This window comes from Paraburkholderia sp. SSBN10T (assembly GCF_056619545.1).
The window spans coordinates 13,342-29,414 of record NZ_JBWQQI010000022.1 but is presented as its reverse complement, the minus strand read 5'-3'; the positions used below and the strand labels follow the sequence as shown (position 1 = coordinate 29,414).

Annotated in this window: 14 protein-coding genes and 1 riboswitch; of the genes, 5 read left to right on the top strand and 9 right to left on the bottom strand. The window is 66.2% G+C overall.

The window, feature by feature from the left end; all coding sequences use genetic code 11:
- Positions 1 to 16 precede the first annotated feature (16 nt).
- From bluB to AC1ECK_RS28110, 4 genes are read right to left on the bottom strand one after another with little or no spacing between them, the layout of a single operon-like run.
- A complete protein-coding gene (gene bluB, locus AC1ECK_RS28125; protein ID WP_480325036.1) occupies positions 17 to 673 on the bottom strand; it encodes a 5,6-dimethylbenzimidazole synthase in 657 nt (218 codons plus the stop codon).
- Positions 657 to 1,955 (bottom strand): cobyrinic acid a,c-diamide synthase CobB, encoded by a 1,299-nt coding sequence (locus AC1ECK_RS28120; protein WP_480325034.1) that lies wholly within the window; start codon positions 1,953 to 1,955, stop codon positions 657 to 659. Before AC1ECK_RS28120 ends, bluB begins: the two co-directional genes overlap by 17 nt.
- Before the next feature lie 2 nt (positions 1,956 to 1,957).
- The gene (gene cobO / locus AC1ECK_RS28115) at positions 1,958 to 2,560 is read right to left on the bottom strand and encodes a cob(I)yrinic acid a,c-diamide adenosyltransferase (protein ID WP_480325032.1); all 603 of its coding nucleotides are present in this window, start codon (positions 2,558 to 2,560) and stop codon (positions 1,958 to 1,960) included.
- A gap of 11 nt (positions 2,561 to 2,571) precedes the next feature.
- Positions 2,572 to 3,000 (bottom strand): cobalamin biosynthesis protein, encoded by a 429-nt coding sequence (locus tag AC1ECK_RS28110; protein ID WP_480325030.1) that lies wholly within the window; start codon positions 2,998 to 3,000, stop codon positions 2,572 to 2,574.
- A 134-nt stretch (positions 3,001 to 3,134) separates the two neighbouring features.
- A riboswitch (cobalamin riboswitch) is annotated at positions 3,135 to 3,403 on the top strand.
- Between the two features lie 199 nt (positions 3,404 to 3,602).
- Between AC1ECK_RS28110 and cobW the strand changes: the two genes are divergently transcribed.
- Genes cobW through AC1ECK_RS28090 form a run of 4 tightly spaced genes read left to right on the top strand, consistent with a single transcriptional unit; the run spans position 3,603 to position 10,230 of the window.
- Positions 3,603 to 4,685, top strand: a complete 1,083-nt coding sequence (cobW, locus tag AC1ECK_RS28105) for a cobalamin biosynthesis protein CobW (protein ID WP_480325028.1) — start codon at positions 3,603 to 3,605, stop codon at positions 4,683 to 4,685.
- Positions 4,686 to 4,691: 6 nt separating this feature from the next.
- Positions 4,692 to 8,498 (top strand): cobaltochelatase subunit CobN, encoded by a 3,807-nt coding sequence (gene cobN / locus AC1ECK_RS28100; protein WP_480325026.1) that lies wholly within the window; start codon positions 4,692 to 4,694, stop codon positions 8,496 to 8,498.
- A complete protein-coding gene (locus AC1ECK_RS28095; protein WP_480325024.1) occupies positions 8,495 to 9,568 on the top strand; it encodes a magnesium chelatase ATPase subunit I in 1,074 nt (357 codons plus the stop codon). The genes cobN and AC1ECK_RS28095 overlap by 4 nt, the downstream gene beginning before the upstream one ends.
- A gap of 26 nt (positions 9,569 to 9,594) precedes the next feature.
- Entirely contained in the window at positions 9,595 to 10,230 is a 636-nt protein-coding gene (locus tag AC1ECK_RS28090) for a vWA domain-containing protein (protein ID WP_480325203.1), read from the top strand.
- Positions 10,231 to 10,258: 28 nt separating this feature from the next.
- On the opposite strand, the gene AC1ECK_RS28085 is transcribed toward AC1ECK_RS28090, so the two are convergent.
- From AC1ECK_RS28085 to cobG, 5 genes are all read right to left on the bottom strand, one after another.
- Positions 10,259 to 11,188 (bottom strand): flagellar brake protein, encoded by a 930-nt coding sequence (locus AC1ECK_RS28085; protein ID WP_480325022.1) that lies wholly within the window; start codon positions 11,186 to 11,188, stop codon positions 10,259 to 10,261.
- A gap of 188 nt (positions 11,189 to 11,376) precedes the next feature.
- A complete protein-coding gene (gene cobJ / locus AC1ECK_RS28080; RefSeq protein WP_480325020.1) occupies positions 11,377 to 13,092 on the bottom strand; it encodes a precorrin-3B C(17)-methyltransferase in 1,716 nt (571 codons plus the stop codon).
- Positions 13,089 to 13,820, bottom strand: coding sequence for a precorrin-2 C(20)-methyltransferase (locus tag AC1ECK_RS28075; protein ID WP_480325018.1), 732 nt, complete (start codon positions 13,818 to 13,820; stop codon positions 13,089 to 13,091). Before AC1ECK_RS28075 ends, cobJ begins: the two co-directional genes overlap by 4 nt.
- Positions 13,821 to 14,447: a precorrin-8X methylmutase gene (locus AC1ECK_RS28070; protein WP_480325016.1), complete on the bottom strand. Its 627-nt coding sequence runs from the start codon at positions 14,445 to 14,447 to the stop codon at positions 13,821 to 13,823.
- Positions 14,440 to 15,855, bottom strand: a complete 1,416-nt coding sequence (cobG, locus tag AC1ECK_RS28065) for a precorrin-3B synthase (RefSeq protein ID WP_480325014.1) — start codon at positions 15,853 to 15,855, stop codon at positions 14,440 to 14,442. The genes AC1ECK_RS28070 and cobG overlap by 8 nt, the downstream gene beginning before the upstream one ends.
- Here cobG and AC1ECK_RS28060 point away from each other — a divergent pair.
- Entirely contained in the window at positions 15,847 to 16,059 is a 213-nt protein-coding gene (locus AC1ECK_RS28060) for a hypothetical protein (protein ID WP_480325012.1), read from the top strand. The two genes, cobG and AC1ECK_RS28060, sit on opposite strands and share 9 nt — an antisense overlap.
- The last annotated feature ends 14 nt before the right edge of the window (positions 16,060 to 16,073 follow it).

The window sequence follows — 16,073 nt, the reverse complement described above, 5'->3', positions numbered from 1 at the left end:
GCGTGGAAGCGGCGCGTCACTCCGGCGCGCTATCGTCGGGCCAGCGATTCTCGAACACGCAATCGGCGAGCGGCATGCGGGTCGCCCATCGTTCGGTCTCGAGCATCGGTTCCGCATAAAACCGGTCGACGTGGCCGAGGCACAGAATCGCCACGGGCCGCGCGCCCTCCGGCATATGCAGCAGGCCGCGCACCGCAGCGACGTCGAACAGCGACACCCAGCCCATCCCGAGCCCTTCGGCGCGCGCCGCGAGCCACATGTTCTGGATCGCGCAGGCCACCGAGGCGAGATCCATCTCCGGCAGCGTGCGGCGTCCGAAGATATGCTTTTCGCGGCCATCCATTAACGCCATCACCAGCAGCTCGCCGCATTCGAGCATCCCTTCGACCTTCAGCTTCATGAACTCGTCGCGCCGCTTGCCGAGCGCATCGGCGGTCGCGAGCCGTTCGCGCTCGACGGTTTCATGCAGCGCAACACGCAGCGCCGGGTCGGTGATGCGCGCTATCCGCCACGGTTGCATGAAGCCGACGCTCGGCGCATGGTGCGCCGCGTCGAGCAGGCGTTGCAGCACGGCCGGATCGACCGGGTCGCGCACGAAGTGCCGCATGTCGCGCCGTTCATGGATGGCGCGGTAGACGGCCTCGCGATCGGATTCGTTAAAACAGTTCGCCATGGAACAGGGCGGCCGCGAAGGCCGGGTTGGAAGGCCAGTAGGCGTGCATATAGGTGGCGACGATCGGGCCGGCACGGAACACGGCCTCACCGGGCGCATCGGCTTGCGCACGGGTGGCCGTGCGCAGCGGCGCGAGCGGTGTCGTCAGCTTCGAGTAGTGAAACGTATGGCCGGTCATGGTTCCGTGGACGCTGTCGATCTGTTGCATGCCCAGCGCGGCGAGGCGGGGCTGCATCGTCGCTTCGCCCGGCAGCAGGCCGAGCATCGGCGTGGTTGTGCCGTGGACGTCGGTGAGCTTCTCGAGCAGATAAAGCATGCCGCCACATTCGGCGACGATCGGTTTTTCCGCTGCGGCGTGGGCGCGGATCGCGTCCGCCGTATGAGTATGCCGTGACAGCGCGTGCGCGTGCAGTTCGGGATAACCACCGGGCAGGTAGAGGGCGTCGGCGGCGTCCGGCACCGGCTCGTCGGCAAGCGGCGAGAAATAGCTGACCCGCGCGCCCAATGCTTCGAGCAGTGTCACGTTGGCCGGGTAGATGAAGGAGAACGCCGCATCGCGGGCAATCGCGATGTGCTTGCCGGCGAGCCGACGCGGTAACGGCGCGCTGACGGGCGCATCGAATTTCACCGCGGGCGGCAGCTCGGCCAGCGGCGTTGCGGCGAGCGCGTCCGCAGCGCGATCGAGCCTTGCGTCCAGATCGTCGACCTCGCCGGCCTGGTGCAGGCCGAGATGCCGCTCGGGCAATTCGATCTCGTCCGCGCTGCCGATATGTCCGGTCCAGCGCATGCCGGCCGGCAACGCCTCTTGCAGCATCTGCGCATGGCGCGCCGAGCCGACCCGGTTGGCGAACACGCCATGAAACGGCACTTCAGGCCGGAATTGCGCGAGGCCGAAGGCAACCGCGCCGAAGGTCTGGGCCATCGCTTTGGCTGAAATCACCGCTACCACCGGCACGCCGAAGGCGGTGGCAAGATCGGCGCTGCTGGGCGTGCCGTCGTAAAGCCCCATCACGCCTTCGATCAGGATCAGGTCGGCCTCGGCCGCCGCCTGCGCGAGCAGTTCGCGGCAGGCGTGCTCGCCGACCATCCACAGGTCGAGCGACAGCACCGGCGCGCCGCTGGCGCGGGCGAGGATCATCGGGTCCAGAAAATCCGGACCGGTCTTGAAGACGCGCACACGCCGCCCTTGCCGCTGGTGGTAGCGGGCAAGACCGGCTGTGATCGTGGTTTTGCCCTGACCGGAAGCCGGTGCGCTGATGAACAGGGCGGGACAGGACGGCATGCTCAGAATTCCACGCCGCGTTGCGCTTTCACGTGCTGCTCGCGATACGGATGCTTGACGATGCGCATCTCGGTGACGAGATCGGCCGCTTCGATCAGCGCATCCGGCGCGTGGCGTCCGGTGATCACCACATGCAGCATCGCAGGGCGCGCGTTGACGACCGTCAGCACTTCGTCGAGCGGCAGGTATTCGTATTTCAGCACCGTGTTCAGCTCGTCGAGAATCACCATCTGATACTCGCCGCTTTCGATCATCCGGCGCGCTTCGTCCCAGCCCTTGCGGGCCGTGGCGATGTCGGCATCGCGGTTCTGGGTATTCCACGTGTAGCCGTCGCCCATCGTGACGAAATCGCAGCTGGCGATCTTGCCGAGAAAATCGCGCTCCGAAGTGTGCAGCGCGCCCTTGATGAACTGCACCACGCCGAGCCGCATGCCGTGGCCGAGCACGCGCACGGCCATGCCGAACGCGGCCGTGGTCTTGCCTTTGCCGGTGCCGGTGTTGACGATCAGCAGGCCCTTTTCGATGGTCGCTTCGGCCTGCTTTTTCTCGTGGCCTTCGCGGCGCCGCTGGGTCATGCGCAGATGCGCTTCGGGATCGGTTTTCATGGAAGATGAGGTTAGGTGGATTCGGTTGAGTGTGGAGCCGAGGCGGCCGCCTGCACCGCGATCGCCACGGTCACGCCGTCGAGCACCGTCTTCGCGACGAGCAGGCGGCCGGCGGGCGCGGCGAGCAGCGCGCACGGCTCGCAGACGCCGTCGACGCCGAGATGCGCGCGGGCGGCGGCCGACGGTGTCGGTAGGCCGGACACGGTGGCGATCTCAGCGCGGCTGAAGGTCCGCAAAGGCAGCGCATGACGCGCGCAGAATTCGAGCAGGCCGGGTTCCAGGGCTTTGGAGTCGATGGTGGCAACGGTTCGAATCGCCGCGAACGGATAGGCGCCGAGCGCGGCGTGCACGGCTGCGCCGATCTGCTCCACGGAGGTGTGCTGTCTGCAGCCTATGCCGACGCTGAGGGTCCTGGCGTCGTGTTCGGAGTGTTGGGTCATGCGGTGCCACATGTCATGCGCGACGGCGCGCGACGTGCGAACGCACGTGCTGGCACCAAACGCGCGCATACGATATCACAAGCGACTGCCGAAGTCGCACGGCCGGCTGCCTTGACGCGCGGGGCTCGCAGGCCTAAACTCCCACGCACTTTGGTGCTCGCGCGCGCGTTCTGAGCGTGCGCAGTTAAACGGGAAACAGGGTGTCCGCCTGCAACAGACCGGACCAACCTGTGCTGCCCCCGCAACGGTAAGCGAAGGCATCGCGCAAGCGGTGCAAAGCCGGCTTCAGTGCCTGCGCGCAAGGTCGCGCACGCATGCAACCACTGGGCGAGAAATCCCTCGCCTGGGAAGGGGAAGCGGCGTTTTCGCCAGCCCGGATACCGGCCAGAGAAGAGGGTTGGCGCTGCGGGGATGCGGCGTCTTGTCCACCATTTCGGTTCACCACTTCACGATGCTTGCCTGGCGCTGCTGGCGCGCCGTGATTCGTCCCCGCGTTTCATCTGAAACTCTCTCGCACCCGCCGGCGATGCATTCGCGCTGTCAGCCCCGTTGCGCGACTTCGCCGGCATGCCCAATGTGAAACACCTTTGGACGGATTGACCATGCAGAACTCCATGCGCAAAATCCCCGTCACCGTCGTGACAGGCTTTCTCGGCAGCGGCAAGACCACGCTGCTGCGGCATATTCTTCAGCACGCAGGCGGCAAGCGCATTGCGGTGATCGTCAACGAGTTCGGCGAACTCGGCATCGACGGCGAGATCCTCAAGGGCTGCGGCATCGGTTGCGACGAAAACGGCAACGAGACCGAAGGCCAATTGTATGAACTGGCCAACGGCTGCCTCTGCTGCACCGTGCAGGAAGAATTCTTCCCGGTCATGGAACAACTGGTGGAACGCCGCGCGCAGATCGATCATGTGCTGATCGAAACTTCCGGTCTCGCCTTGCCGAAGCCGCTGGTGCAGGCCTTCAACTGGCCTGCGATCAAGAACAGCTTCACGGTGGATGCGGTAGTGACGGTCGTGGACGGCCCGGCGGCGGCCAGCGGCCAGTTTGCCGACAACCCGGTGGCGGTGGACGCACAACGCAAGGCCGATCCGAACCTCGACCACGAATCGCCGCTGCATGAACTGTTCGAAGACCAGTTGTCGGCTGCGGACCTCGTGATCCTGAACAAGACGGATCTGCTCGGCGAGGCGCAGCAAGGCGCGGTCGAAGCGTTGATCCGCGAAGAGATTCCGGCGCAGGTCAAGGTGGTGCGCGCGCATAGGGGGCAACTGGATCTGCACACGCTGCTCGGTCTGGAGGCCGCTTCGGAGGCGACGATTCATCTGCGCCACGATCATCACGGCTCGGCCGAGGACGCGGACCATCATCACGACGAATTCGATTCGGTGGTGGTGCAGGCACCAACGCCGTCGCGCGAGGGCGTGATTGCCGCGTTGGAAAGCCTCGTCGAGAGCAACACGATTTACCGCGTGAAAGGCTTCGCTGCCTTGCCGGGCGCGCCGATGCGGCTCGTCATTCAGGGTGTGGGCCGGCGTTTCGACAGCTATTTCGACCGCCGCTGGCAAGCCGGCGAAACGCCGCAAAGCCGTTTCGTGCTGATTGGCGAAGACCTCGATCAGGCTGCGCTGCAAGCGGCTTTCGACGCCGCGCTGCGTACTGAAGCCCAGCCGCAGGCGTAATCGATCATGCATCTGCTGCGCACCACGCCGGGTGGCTTCGTCGACGACACCCAGGGTGTCATCCGGATCGATCAGCAACCCGCCGAGATCGTGGTGCTCAGCTCGGCCGATACGACGCTGTCGTTGCTCGCCAGCGTGGTGCCGCGCCTCGGCGCCGGTTTTCCGAGCGTGCGGCTCGCGAACGTGACGTACTTGCGGCAACCGGCTTCGGTCGATTTCTACGTCGAAGATGTCCTGCAGCATGCGCGCGTCGTGGTGGTCGATCACCTCGGCGGCGAGGCGTACTGGCCGTACGGGATCGAGCAGGTGGTCGCGCTCGCGGCGCGCAAGCAGCAAACGCTGGCGATGTTTTCCGGCGATTTGCAGGAAGATCCGAACCTGCTTGCTCGCAGCACGGCGGATGCCGCACTCTGTCATCAGCTTTGGCGCTATTTGCGCGAGGGCGGTGTGCAGAATGCCGAGGCGTTTTTGCGCTGTATCGCGCATCGCGCGTTCGGCTGGGGGCGTGAGCCGGCCGCGCCGCGCGTGCTGCCGGCGGCCACGCTTTATCACCCCGAACACGACACGCCGACAATCGAGGACTGGCAGGCACGCTGGCGCGCCGACGCTCCGGTCGTGGCGATCCTGTTCTATAAGGCGCATCTGCAGGCCGCCAATACGGCGGTATTCGATGCGCTGATCGAGGCACTCGAAGCGCAAGGGCTGAATGCGTTGCCGCTTGCGCTGACCTCGCTCAAGGATGTCATGAGCCGCGAGGTGCTGCAGCAGTTGTGCACGCAGCATGACGTCGCGCTGGTGCTGAACACCACCGCGTTTGCCGCCACGGCGATCGACGACCCCGAACCGCTGGCGCTCGCCGGTGACGCGCCGGTGTTGCAGGTGATCCTGAGCGGCGGCAATCGCGAGGACTGGGTCAAGGACAACCAGGGGCTGAACTCGCGCGATATCGCCATGCATATCGCGCTGCCCGAGGTGGATGGCCGCATCATTACGCGTGCCATCAGTTTCAAGGGGCTCGCGTATCGCTGTGCGCATACCGAGGTGGACGTGGTGCGCTATCAGCCCGATCACGAGCGGATCGGTTTTCTGGCCGAGTTGAGCCGTCGCTGGTGCCGCTTGCGTACGCTGGATAACGCGGACAAGAAGCTCGCGCTGATCCTCGCGAACTATCCGATGAGCGAAGGACGGATCGGCAACGGCGTGGGCCTCGATACGCCGGCCTCGGTGGTCGGCATTCTCCAGATGCTGGCGACCGAAGGCTATCGCGTGGCCGGACTGCCCGCGGATGGCGACGCACTGCTGCGCCAGTTGACCGAGGGTGTGACCAACGACCCGGTGGTGCGCGATCTGCGCCCCGCCTTGCAGAGTTTTGCGCTGGACGACTATCTGGCGCACTTCGCGCAATTGCCGGCGCAGGCGAGAGACGCCTTGAACGCGCGCTGGGGTCCGCCGCAGCAAGATCCGACGCTGCGGCACGGCCGCTTCATGATTGCCGGTTGGCGCTGCGGCCACGTGTTCGTGGGGATTCAACCGTCGCGCTCGCGGGAACAGGGCGATTACGCCAGCTATCACGACGCCGACCTCGTGCCGCCACATGCGTATCTGGCGTTCTATTTCTGGTTGCGCCACCGCTTCGGCGTCGACGCGCTCGTCCATGTCGGCAAGCACGGCAACCTCGAATGGCTGCCGGGCAAGAGCGTCGCATTGAGCGACGCGTGCTGGCCCGATCTGATCCTGGGGCCGCTGCCGCATCTGTATCCGTTTATTGTCAACGACCCGGGCGAGGGCAGCCAGGCGAAGCGCCGCGCCCAGGCGGTGATCGTCGATCATCTGATGCCACCGCTCACCCGTGCCGAAAGCTATGGCCCGTTGCAGAATCTCGAACGCCAGGTCGACGAATACTATGAAGCGCTGATGGTCGATCCGCGCCGCTCGAAGCTCTTGCGGCGCACGATTCTTGCCACCATCGTCGAGCATCGTCTGCATGAGGAACTGAGCCTGAGCGAGCCAGACGGACAGGACGCCGAAGATGCGCTGTTGACGCGCGTCGATGCGTGGTTGTGCGAACTGAAGGAAGCGCAGATTCGCGACGGCCTGCATATCTTCGGCCGCTCGCCCGAGGGCGTGCAGCGGCGCGATACGCTGCTGGCGCTCGGGCGCTTTCCGGTGGGCGACGGGCGCGGCGCGAAAGCGGGCCTCGTCGACGCGCTGGCGCGCGATCTGCAGATGGCGCATCTGTTCGATCCGCTCTCGGCGGATTGGGCCGCGGTATGGGACGGTCCGCGTCCCGAGGTCCTGCAGCAAGTCAGCAATGCGCCGTGGCGCCACAACGGCGATACGCGTGAGCGGCTCGAATTGTTCGCCGGCGCGTTGCTGGCTGAAATGTGCGGCGACCGCCACGATTCCGGCGTGACCTTGCCCGCGGCAGGGACGTTGCCGCAAACCGAACTCGTGCTCGAACGCCTGCGCGGCGACGTGCTGCCGAGACTCGACGCTTGCGGCTCAGAAGAGTTGCGGCACCTGAAGCGCGGGCTCGAAGGCCGCTTCGTGCCGGCAGGGCCGAGCGGCTCGCCCTCGCGCGGCCGGCCCGATGTGCTGCCGACCGGACGCAACTTTTACTCGGTCGACACGCGCGCGATTCCGACGCAAGCCGCCTGGTCGCTGGGACTGAAGTCCGCGCAGCATCTGCTCGAACGGCATCTGCAGGAGCATGGCGATTATCCGCGGGCGATCGGCCTGTCGGTCTGGGGCACCGCGACCATGCGCACGGGCGGCGACGATATCGCCCAGGCGATGGCGCTGCTTGGCGTGCGGCCGAAGTGGGCGCCCGGCAGCCACCGGGTGACCGACTTCGAGATCATGCCGATGGAAGTATTCGACCGGCCGCGCATCGACGTCACGCTGCGCGTATCCGGCTTCTTCCGCGACGCGTTCGCCAACGTGATGCATCTGTTCGACGCCGCGGTGCAGGCGGTGGCCGAACTCGACGAACCCGAGGCGCTGAACCCGATCCGTGCGCGCGTGCTGCGCGAACGCGACGCCTTGATCGCACGCGGCATGGACGCAGCCGAAGCCCGCAAACGCGCCGGCTGGCGCGTCTTCAGCGCCCGGCCCGGCGCTTACGGCGCGGGCCTGCAGGAGATCGTCGACACCCGGCAATGGCAGACTGACGCCGATCTCTCAAACGCATATCAGGCATGGGGCGGCTATGCCTACACCCAGAAAAGCGCCGGCGAAGAAGCGCGCCAGGCGTTCGGCACCCGGCTCGCCGCGCTGGACGTGGTGCTGCAGAACCAGGACAACCGCGAGCACGACTTGCTCGATTCGAACGACTACTACCAGTTCCAGGGTGGGATGGTCGCAGCCGTGCGGCACCTGGCAGGCAATCAGCCGGTCGTCTACCACGCCGACCATAGCAATCCGGAGACGCCGCGCGTGCGTACGCTGCACGAGGAAGTCGCCCGCGTGATCCGCTCGCGGGTGGTCAATCCGAAGTGGCTCGATGGCGTGAAGCGGCATGGCTATAAGGGCGCCGCGGAGCTTGCCGCGACGGTCGACTATCTGTACGGCTACGATGCCACGGCCCGCGTGATTGCCGACCACCAATATGCGTTGGTGACTGACGCCTATCTGAACGACGCTGCTACGTGCGAGTTTCTGCAGCAGCACAATCCGCATGCCTTGCATTCGATCTGCGAGCGGTTGCTCGAAGCAATGCAGCGCGGCTTATGGCAGACGCCAGGCGACTATCGCGCGCAAGTGGAACAGCATCTGCTCGCGAGCGAGCAGACCATTGAAGGAACCCGGCAATGAACGCAGCGACCGAGCTTCGCAACGCGCCCGCGGCGCGGCCCGTTTTTCCGTTCACCGCGCTGGTCGGGCAAGCGCCGTTGCAGCAGGCGCTGCTGTTGGCGGCAATCGATCCGGGCCTCGGCGGCGTGTTGGTGAGCGGCCCGCGCGGCACCGCCAAATCGACGGCTGCGCGAGCGCTTGCCGAACTGCTGCCGGAGGGGCAACTGGTGACCTTGCCGCTCGGCGCCAGCGAGGACCGGCTGATCGGCACGCTCGATATCGAAGGCGCGTTGCGCGACAGCGCGCTCAGGTTTTCGCCGGGGTTGCTGGCGAAGGCACATCGCGGCGTGCTGTATGTCGACGAAGTCAATCTGTTGCCGGATGCGCTCGTCGATGCGTTGCTCGACGCTGCCGCGAGCGGCGTGAATACCGTCGAGCGCGATGGCATCTCGCACAGCCATGAAGCGAGTTTCGTGCTGATCGGCACGATGAATCCCGAAGAAGGCGAGTTGCGGCCGCAACTGATCGACCGTTTCGGGTTGATGGTGGAACTGGAAAACTGCTTTGATCCGCAGGTGCGTCAGCAGATCGTCAAGGCGCGGCTCGCGTTCGATCTCGATCCGCAGGGGTTCCGAGCTGTCTACACGAAACGGCAGGAAGCGCAGATGCAGCGGATTCACGCTGCGCGTGCTGCATTGCCGGCCCTCGCTTTCGACGACACCGTGCATGCGCATGTCAGCGCGCTATGCATTGCGGCCGCAGTCGATGGCCTGCGCGCCGATCTGGTGATGCTGCGCGCGGCGCGTGCATTGGCTGCGCTTGAACAGGCAGATGCGGTAACGATGGAGCATGTCGATCGCGTTGCGGAAACAGTGTTGAAACACCGTCGGCATGATCGCGAAACGCCGCCGCGTTCGGACGCAACGAGCGAGCCGCCGGCGCCAGCGCAGGGTTCCACTGCGCCGAGTCCTGAGCCATCGCGCACCAGCGGGCCACCGAACGGCGACGGCGAGTGGGGTTACCTGCCACCCGAGCCAACCGGCACAACCCAGGTAAAAGGCGTCATCCCCCTCAACGCAAAAAAACGCTGAGCCATCGGGAGGGCGCTGCCGCTGATCTGTACAGCGGTTTTCGATGGCGCAAAGGCGCGGGTGCAGCGGCGCGCGGCAGCGGGCGAAGCACGCGTATCGCCTGGCCTTCGACCCTCGCCGCAAAACGCCGGCAGCGTCTGCACGCCGGACATCTACGCTTCATGCCGGCAGCGCCGCAAGGCGGCGTCCTGCATTGCTTCCTGCTCGACTGCTCCGGTTCGATGCTGGCGGGGCAGCGGCTCGCGCTCGCCAAAGGGCTGCTCGTCGCGTTGTTCGACCGCGCCAGTTCGGCACGCGCCGAGGCGGCGCTGCTCTGTTTCGGCGGTACGGGCGTCGAGCTTCGTTTTGGACCGGCGGTGCCGCGCTGGTGGAACGAGCGCTGGCTGCAACCGGTGGGCGGCGGTGGCGGCACGCCTCTCGCCGCCGGTATGCGCCGCGCCGCGCACCTGCTGGAACGGGCCGCGCGCCGCAAGCCTTTGCAGCAACGCTGGCTTTGGATGCTGACCGACGGACGCAGCGCCGACCTCCCGATGCGTCCCGCTGGGGCCGACCAGATTATGCTGGTGGATTTCGAGCGCGGTGCGATCCGGGTGGGGCGTTGCCGGCAGCTTGCCGAAGCGTGGGGCGCGATATGCGTCACGCCGGAGGAACTGATCGGCTAGCGGCGCGTGGCGACGCCAGCCGTAGCCGCTACCTGGTCCCGTTGGTCCAATACAGCACGTCGTCCTGGCGGTCGAAGACGAACACCTTCATGGCCATTTGTTGCGCCTTGTCGAGCCGGTCGAACTCGAGACCATGCACCGCGGGTTCACCAATCGCGCCCTTTTGCAGGTTGCGGATCACCGCGGTGGTTTCGATCAGCGTATCGAGCTCTTTGGACTTGAGGGCAAACGCGACGCGCAGCCGGTCGCCGATCTGACCGAGCGGCCACGACGCCGCGAGCGACATGCCGAGTGCGCTGATACCCTTCGCGAGGCCGAGCCCTTCGTACGATTCGCCCGTTTCGCCAATGCCGTAACGTACGGCGAAATGCGCGCGGACCCGGATCGATTTGCGTTCGCGCAGCCGCCGTATCACGCCGGGTTGCGACAGGACGATATAGTCGAACGGCAAGTGGCATACCGCCATGACCGTGCAGACGAAGCGAAACACCGCCTGACTGGCGATCGCGACAATCTCGACGTTTTCGCCGACGTTGAGCGGCAGGATCTTGCCTTCGAAAAGCGGCGGCGTGGCGAAGATCGCTTCGTTCGGCGCGACACCGATGATGCGGCACGGATGCATCGGCGCGGCGCTGCCGATCTGCTGGCGCAGGCCGAGCAGCGCACCGATGGTCAGGTGCATGTCTTTGACCGTCAACGGATCTGATGTGTCCGGCGCGCCGGGCGCAGCTTCGCCGGAGACTGCCGCGTCTTCGGACAGGTCGCCGCGATGCGGGATGAAGTTGTCGAACAGGAACTTGCGTTCCTCGACGCCGACCAGAATGGCGCCGGCATCGAATAGCAGGGTTCCGTCGCGATCGACGATGGGCCAGTCGAGCGGCGTGCCGACCGGTACGGTGTCGAGGGTCAGTGCGGCCGGCACGCCCTTGACGGGTGATTCCACGGTATCTTCGTTCATTGACTTTTTAGTAGCGAAGCAAGTGGCATATTGCCGATATTAACGTCAACGTTACCGAAAAGTTTAATTCTCTATTTAGTTGCGCTGAAACGGCGAGTGATTATTTTTATCAGTGCGCGTGATTCGATGCGCATCGCATACCAGCAGGCGCCGCGCCGCGCCGTGACCGTGCCCCGGCCTGCAACCGCTCAGGGATACCAGCGCGGCGTATAAACCCATTCCCCCTGCGCACCGCGTGTAAAGCCACGCGTCGTGGACGAGCCGATGATGACCATTGTGCGCATATCCACATCCGCCGAACGCAACTCGCCGAGCGTGGTGCTCCTGAGCGATGCTCCGGGCCGGCCGATATCGCGCCCCAGCACCACCTTCGTCCCGGCGGCGCGATACTCGCGCACGATGTCGAGCGCTTTATCGAGTTGCCAGGGCCGCGCCCGCGAGATGGGGTTATAGAACGCCATCACCAGATCGGCCTGGGCGGTGTGGCGCAGACGCGTTTCGATGATCGACCACGGCTTGAGGTTATCGGACAGCGACAGCATGCAGAAATCGTGTCCGAGCGGCGCACCGGCTTGCGCGGCCGTGGCCATGGCGGCCGAGACACCCGGCACGATATCGAGTTCGACCGCCCCCCAACTGGGGTCGTTGGAAGTGTCCAGGGCTTCGAGCACCGCGGCGGCCATCGCAAACACCCCGGGATCGCCAGACGAGACCACCACCACCGCGCGGCCGATGCTCGCCAGTTCGAACGCGTGGCGGGCGCGTTGCATTTCTTCGCGGTTGTCGGTGCAGTGCACCTGCTGATCGGTGCGAAATGGGCCGGCCATTTTGACGTAAGTCTCGTAGCCGAGGATATCGGTGGCTTCGATCAGCGCTGTGCGTGCCGCCGGCACCATCAACTCCGCGCTGCCGGGGCCGAGGCCGATCACGGTGAGGCGGCCACGGGCGCGGCCGATCGTTTCCGGGGCGATCGGTGTGCGGCTCAGCGCCAGCGCGAGGTCCGCATTGGCATCATGGAGCAGGGTCTGGCAGGGCACGCGTAGCGCGCTTTCCAGCAGGCGCTGGGCGGCAGACGCGGACGGCTGCCCGGCGCTTGCCTCAGGCAGAACGGCGAAGCGTAGCGGCACACCCAAGGCGGCGGCAGCTTCGCTCAAGCCTTCATCGCCGATGCGTTCCACAGGCGCAAGCAGCGCCGCCAGCGAAAGCGGGGCGAGTTCGTGCGCATCGAGTGCAGCACGGACCTGTTCGGCGATCTGAGCGCCCGAAGCGCACACGGCCGCCACCACGCTGCGCGGATGAATCACCAGTTCATCCGCACCGCCGTCCCAGGCCTTGGGCGTGACGCGAATCGCCAGCCGCGCGGAACTCGCGCGTGGCAACTGCACGTCGTCGAGCCACGGCGCATCGCCTTCGATCCGCGTGCTTTCGCCCGCGAGCATGTCGGACACGAAACGCTTGCCTTGCGTGAGACTCGCGAGCGCATAACCCTCGGGCGGATTCAACACGCAGGCGCCGAAGCGCAACTCGCCGCTCGTCGTGATCGCCGGTGCGACCTCCAGCGCCGCCGCAATCTCGCGTGCCATCACGTTCACGCCGGCGAGGCCGCCGAGCAGCGGCACCACCGCGCTGCCGTCTTCCGCAACGGCCAGCACCGGCGGCTCGACGCCCTTGTTGGTCAACAAGGGCGCCACGCAACGAATCACGATGCCTGCCGCGCACAGCGCGACGATCGGCGTGCCTCGTGCATACAACTCACACAGATGTGCGGCGAGTTCCGTATAAGCGACGTCGGCTTCGACGCGCCCCCGCAAGCCATGCACCTGTGCACCGGGATAACACGCCTGGACGCGTTTCGCCGTGGCGAGCGCCCCCGTGCCCAGGATCACGATCGCGGGCGGCGTCATCCTTGCCATTTTTCCCCCGGCACGACGAGTAGTGAGAAGTACGGCGAAGCCATCGGATCGACTTCGGCGAGCGGCACGATACGCTGGTTCGCCATCGTCGCGCGTTCGACGTAGAGCGCGCGCTCCGCGAGCCCGAGGTCGCACAGCACTCGTCGCACCTTGTCGAAATTGCGGCCGAGCTTCATCACGACCGCGGCATCCGCGTCGGCCAGACGCCGCCGCAACTCGTCTTCCGGCAACACGCCCGACAGCACGGAGAGACTCTGGTTGCGATACACCAACGGCGCGCCGAGCACCGCCGCGCCGCCGAGCATCGAACACACGCCCGGCACGACTTGCGCTTCGAAGCGCTCCGCGAGCCGGTCGTGCAGGTACATATACGAGCCGTAGAAAAACGGATCGCCTTCGCAGATCACCGCGACGTCGCGTCCCGCATCCAGATGCGCGGCGACGACCTCGGCCGCCGTGTCGTAGAAGTCGGCGATGATCGCTTCATAGCAAAGCGGCGGTTCGAGCGCTTCGGTGGTCACCGGATAGACCAGCGGCAAATGCTGCTGCGTCTCGCCCAAGTGGGCCTCGACGATGCCGAACGCATTGCCTTTCTTGCCCTTGGCGACAAAATACGCCACTACGGGGGCCGCTTTCAGCAAACGCAGCGCCTTCAGCGTGATCAACTCCGGATCGCCGGGGCCGACGCCAATTCCGAACAGACGTCCCTGTGCGGTCATTTATTCGGCCTCCGAAGCAAGCGCGTTGACTGCGGCGGCGGCCATCGCGCTGCCGCCGCGCCGTCCCTCGACGGCCACGTAGGGCACGCCGCGGCTGTCTGCGGCGAGCAGTGCTTTCGATTCCGCCGCGCCGACAAAACCCACCGGAAAACCGAGAATCAGCGCAGGACGCGGCGCACCGTTATCGAGCATATCGAGCAGATAGAAGAGGGCGGTGGGCGCGTTGCCGATCACCACCACGCTGCCGGCCAGTTGCGGGCGCCACAGTTCGAGTGCCGCAGCCGAGCGGGTATTGCCGAGCTCACGCGCGAGCGCCGGCACGGACGGATCGCCGAGCGTGCAGATCACCTCGTTATCCGCAGGCAAACGCGCTCGCGTGATGCCCTCGGCCACCATGCGGGCGTCGCACAGAATCGGCGCGCCGTTGGCGAGCGCCGCGCGGCCCGCCGCGCCTGCGCCGGGGGAAAAGCGTAGTGCGTCGCTCACGTCGACCATGCCGCAGGCGTGAATCACGCGCACGGCAAGCTTTTCGAGGTCGGCGGGGATGTGCGACAGGTCGGCCTCCGCGCGAATCGTCGCGAAGGATTGGCGATAGATCTCCTGACCGTCGCGGATGTAATCAAGCATCAAAAGAACTCCGGGGGCTGCGGGCCAGCCGGGCGAGTGCGCCGGCGGCCTGTTCGATCGTCAGATGGTGCGCGACGCACTGACCGAAGCCGGGCGGGGCGTCGCGTCGATAGAGGTCGTAGCGGCCGGGCTCCACCGCCAGCAGCGTAAACGGCGCGCAGTGGGCGGCCGCGCACGAGCGCGGGCAGCCGCTCAGGTGAACCTGTTCGACGTCTGCGGGCAACTGGGCGGCGAGGTGTAACGCGTCGGCCTTGGTGTCGGCGTGGCTTTTCGCGCAGCCAGTCGAGCCGGCGCAGGCGATCAGGCGGGCCATCGGGTGTCCCGGCTCGCAAGCGAGGCCGAGAGCGGTGAGGCAGGCGAGCACGGACGGCGCGGCCTCTGGAGCGACGTCGGGCAGCAGCACGCTTTGCCACGGCGTGATGTGCAGCGCGGCGTTGCCCGAGTCTTCGGCAAGCGCGGCGAGCGCGCGCAGGGTCGCGCCGTCCAGACGGCCGAGCGGCGGTTGGCCGCCCACCTGGCACGTCCCGGCTTTGCGCTGAGGTTGCACCCCGAAGCGCAGCGACGCATCGGCAGGGGCGCGCCGCCAGCCGGTGAGTGCGGGTTCGCGCGAGAGTGGGAAGTCGAGGTACGTCTGGACGCGTTGCAACACGGTTTCAACAGACTGTGCGGCAAGCAGGTGGCGCATCCGGGTATGCTCCGGCGCGGCCAGATCGAGGAACGTGTGCAGCAGGGCTTTCACTAGCGCGGGGACTTGCGAGGGCGTCACTGTCCCCAGCGCGGGCGTGCCGGTCGCGTCGCTGTGGTTCGCAGGCGTGGACGATAGCGGCGGGCAGCCGGCCAGTCCGAACACGAAGCGCACACCGTCTGCATGATCCAGCGCCGCCAGCCAGACATCGTGCGGATGCTCGAGCATCGCCAGCCGCTCGCCGCCGTCCAGCAACAGCGCAAATTTCGGCGAAAGCGCAGCGAAACGCGGCTCGCTTTGCAATAGCGTCAGAATCTGCGCGGCGAGCGTCGTGGTGTCGAACAACGCATGAGGATCGCGCCCGGCGCTCGGGCTGACCATCAGGTTGCGCACATCGTCAGCAGCGGCTGCGTGCGACGCCTGCAGCAAACCCGCATCCGGTCCCAGCCCCGCACTCAACAGCGCCTCGATCAACGCGGGCTCATGTCCGGCCCGCACGCCGCGCAGTTGCAGATTGGCCCGATTGGTCAGTTCGATCACCCCGGCCGCATGCCGCTCCGCGGCCTCTGCGATCGCGCTTGCCGCGTTGGCGCGCAATACGCCGCCAGGCAGCTTGATGCGGCAGATCCCGCCATCGAGCGCCGCGACGATGCGCAGCAAGCCTGGGCAAGCCGAGGGCCTGGCGGTAACGGATGTGACGGAGGAAGATGACGCGTGATTCAAGAGGGCACCGGGTTAGCGTCGCGCGACGGCCCGAGCATCGCTCAGGAAGGGAAATGCTGCGGCATCGCTACGCCCCGCCCGATGATGGCTGGCACGAACAGTTCGACCCCGAAGGGCGCCGGCGACAGACACGGTATTATGCCTTTTTTCGAACAGCACAACGATGCGGCGGCCTTGCTTGGCGTGCCGCAGCGGCTCAATTGAAGATCAAGTATGAG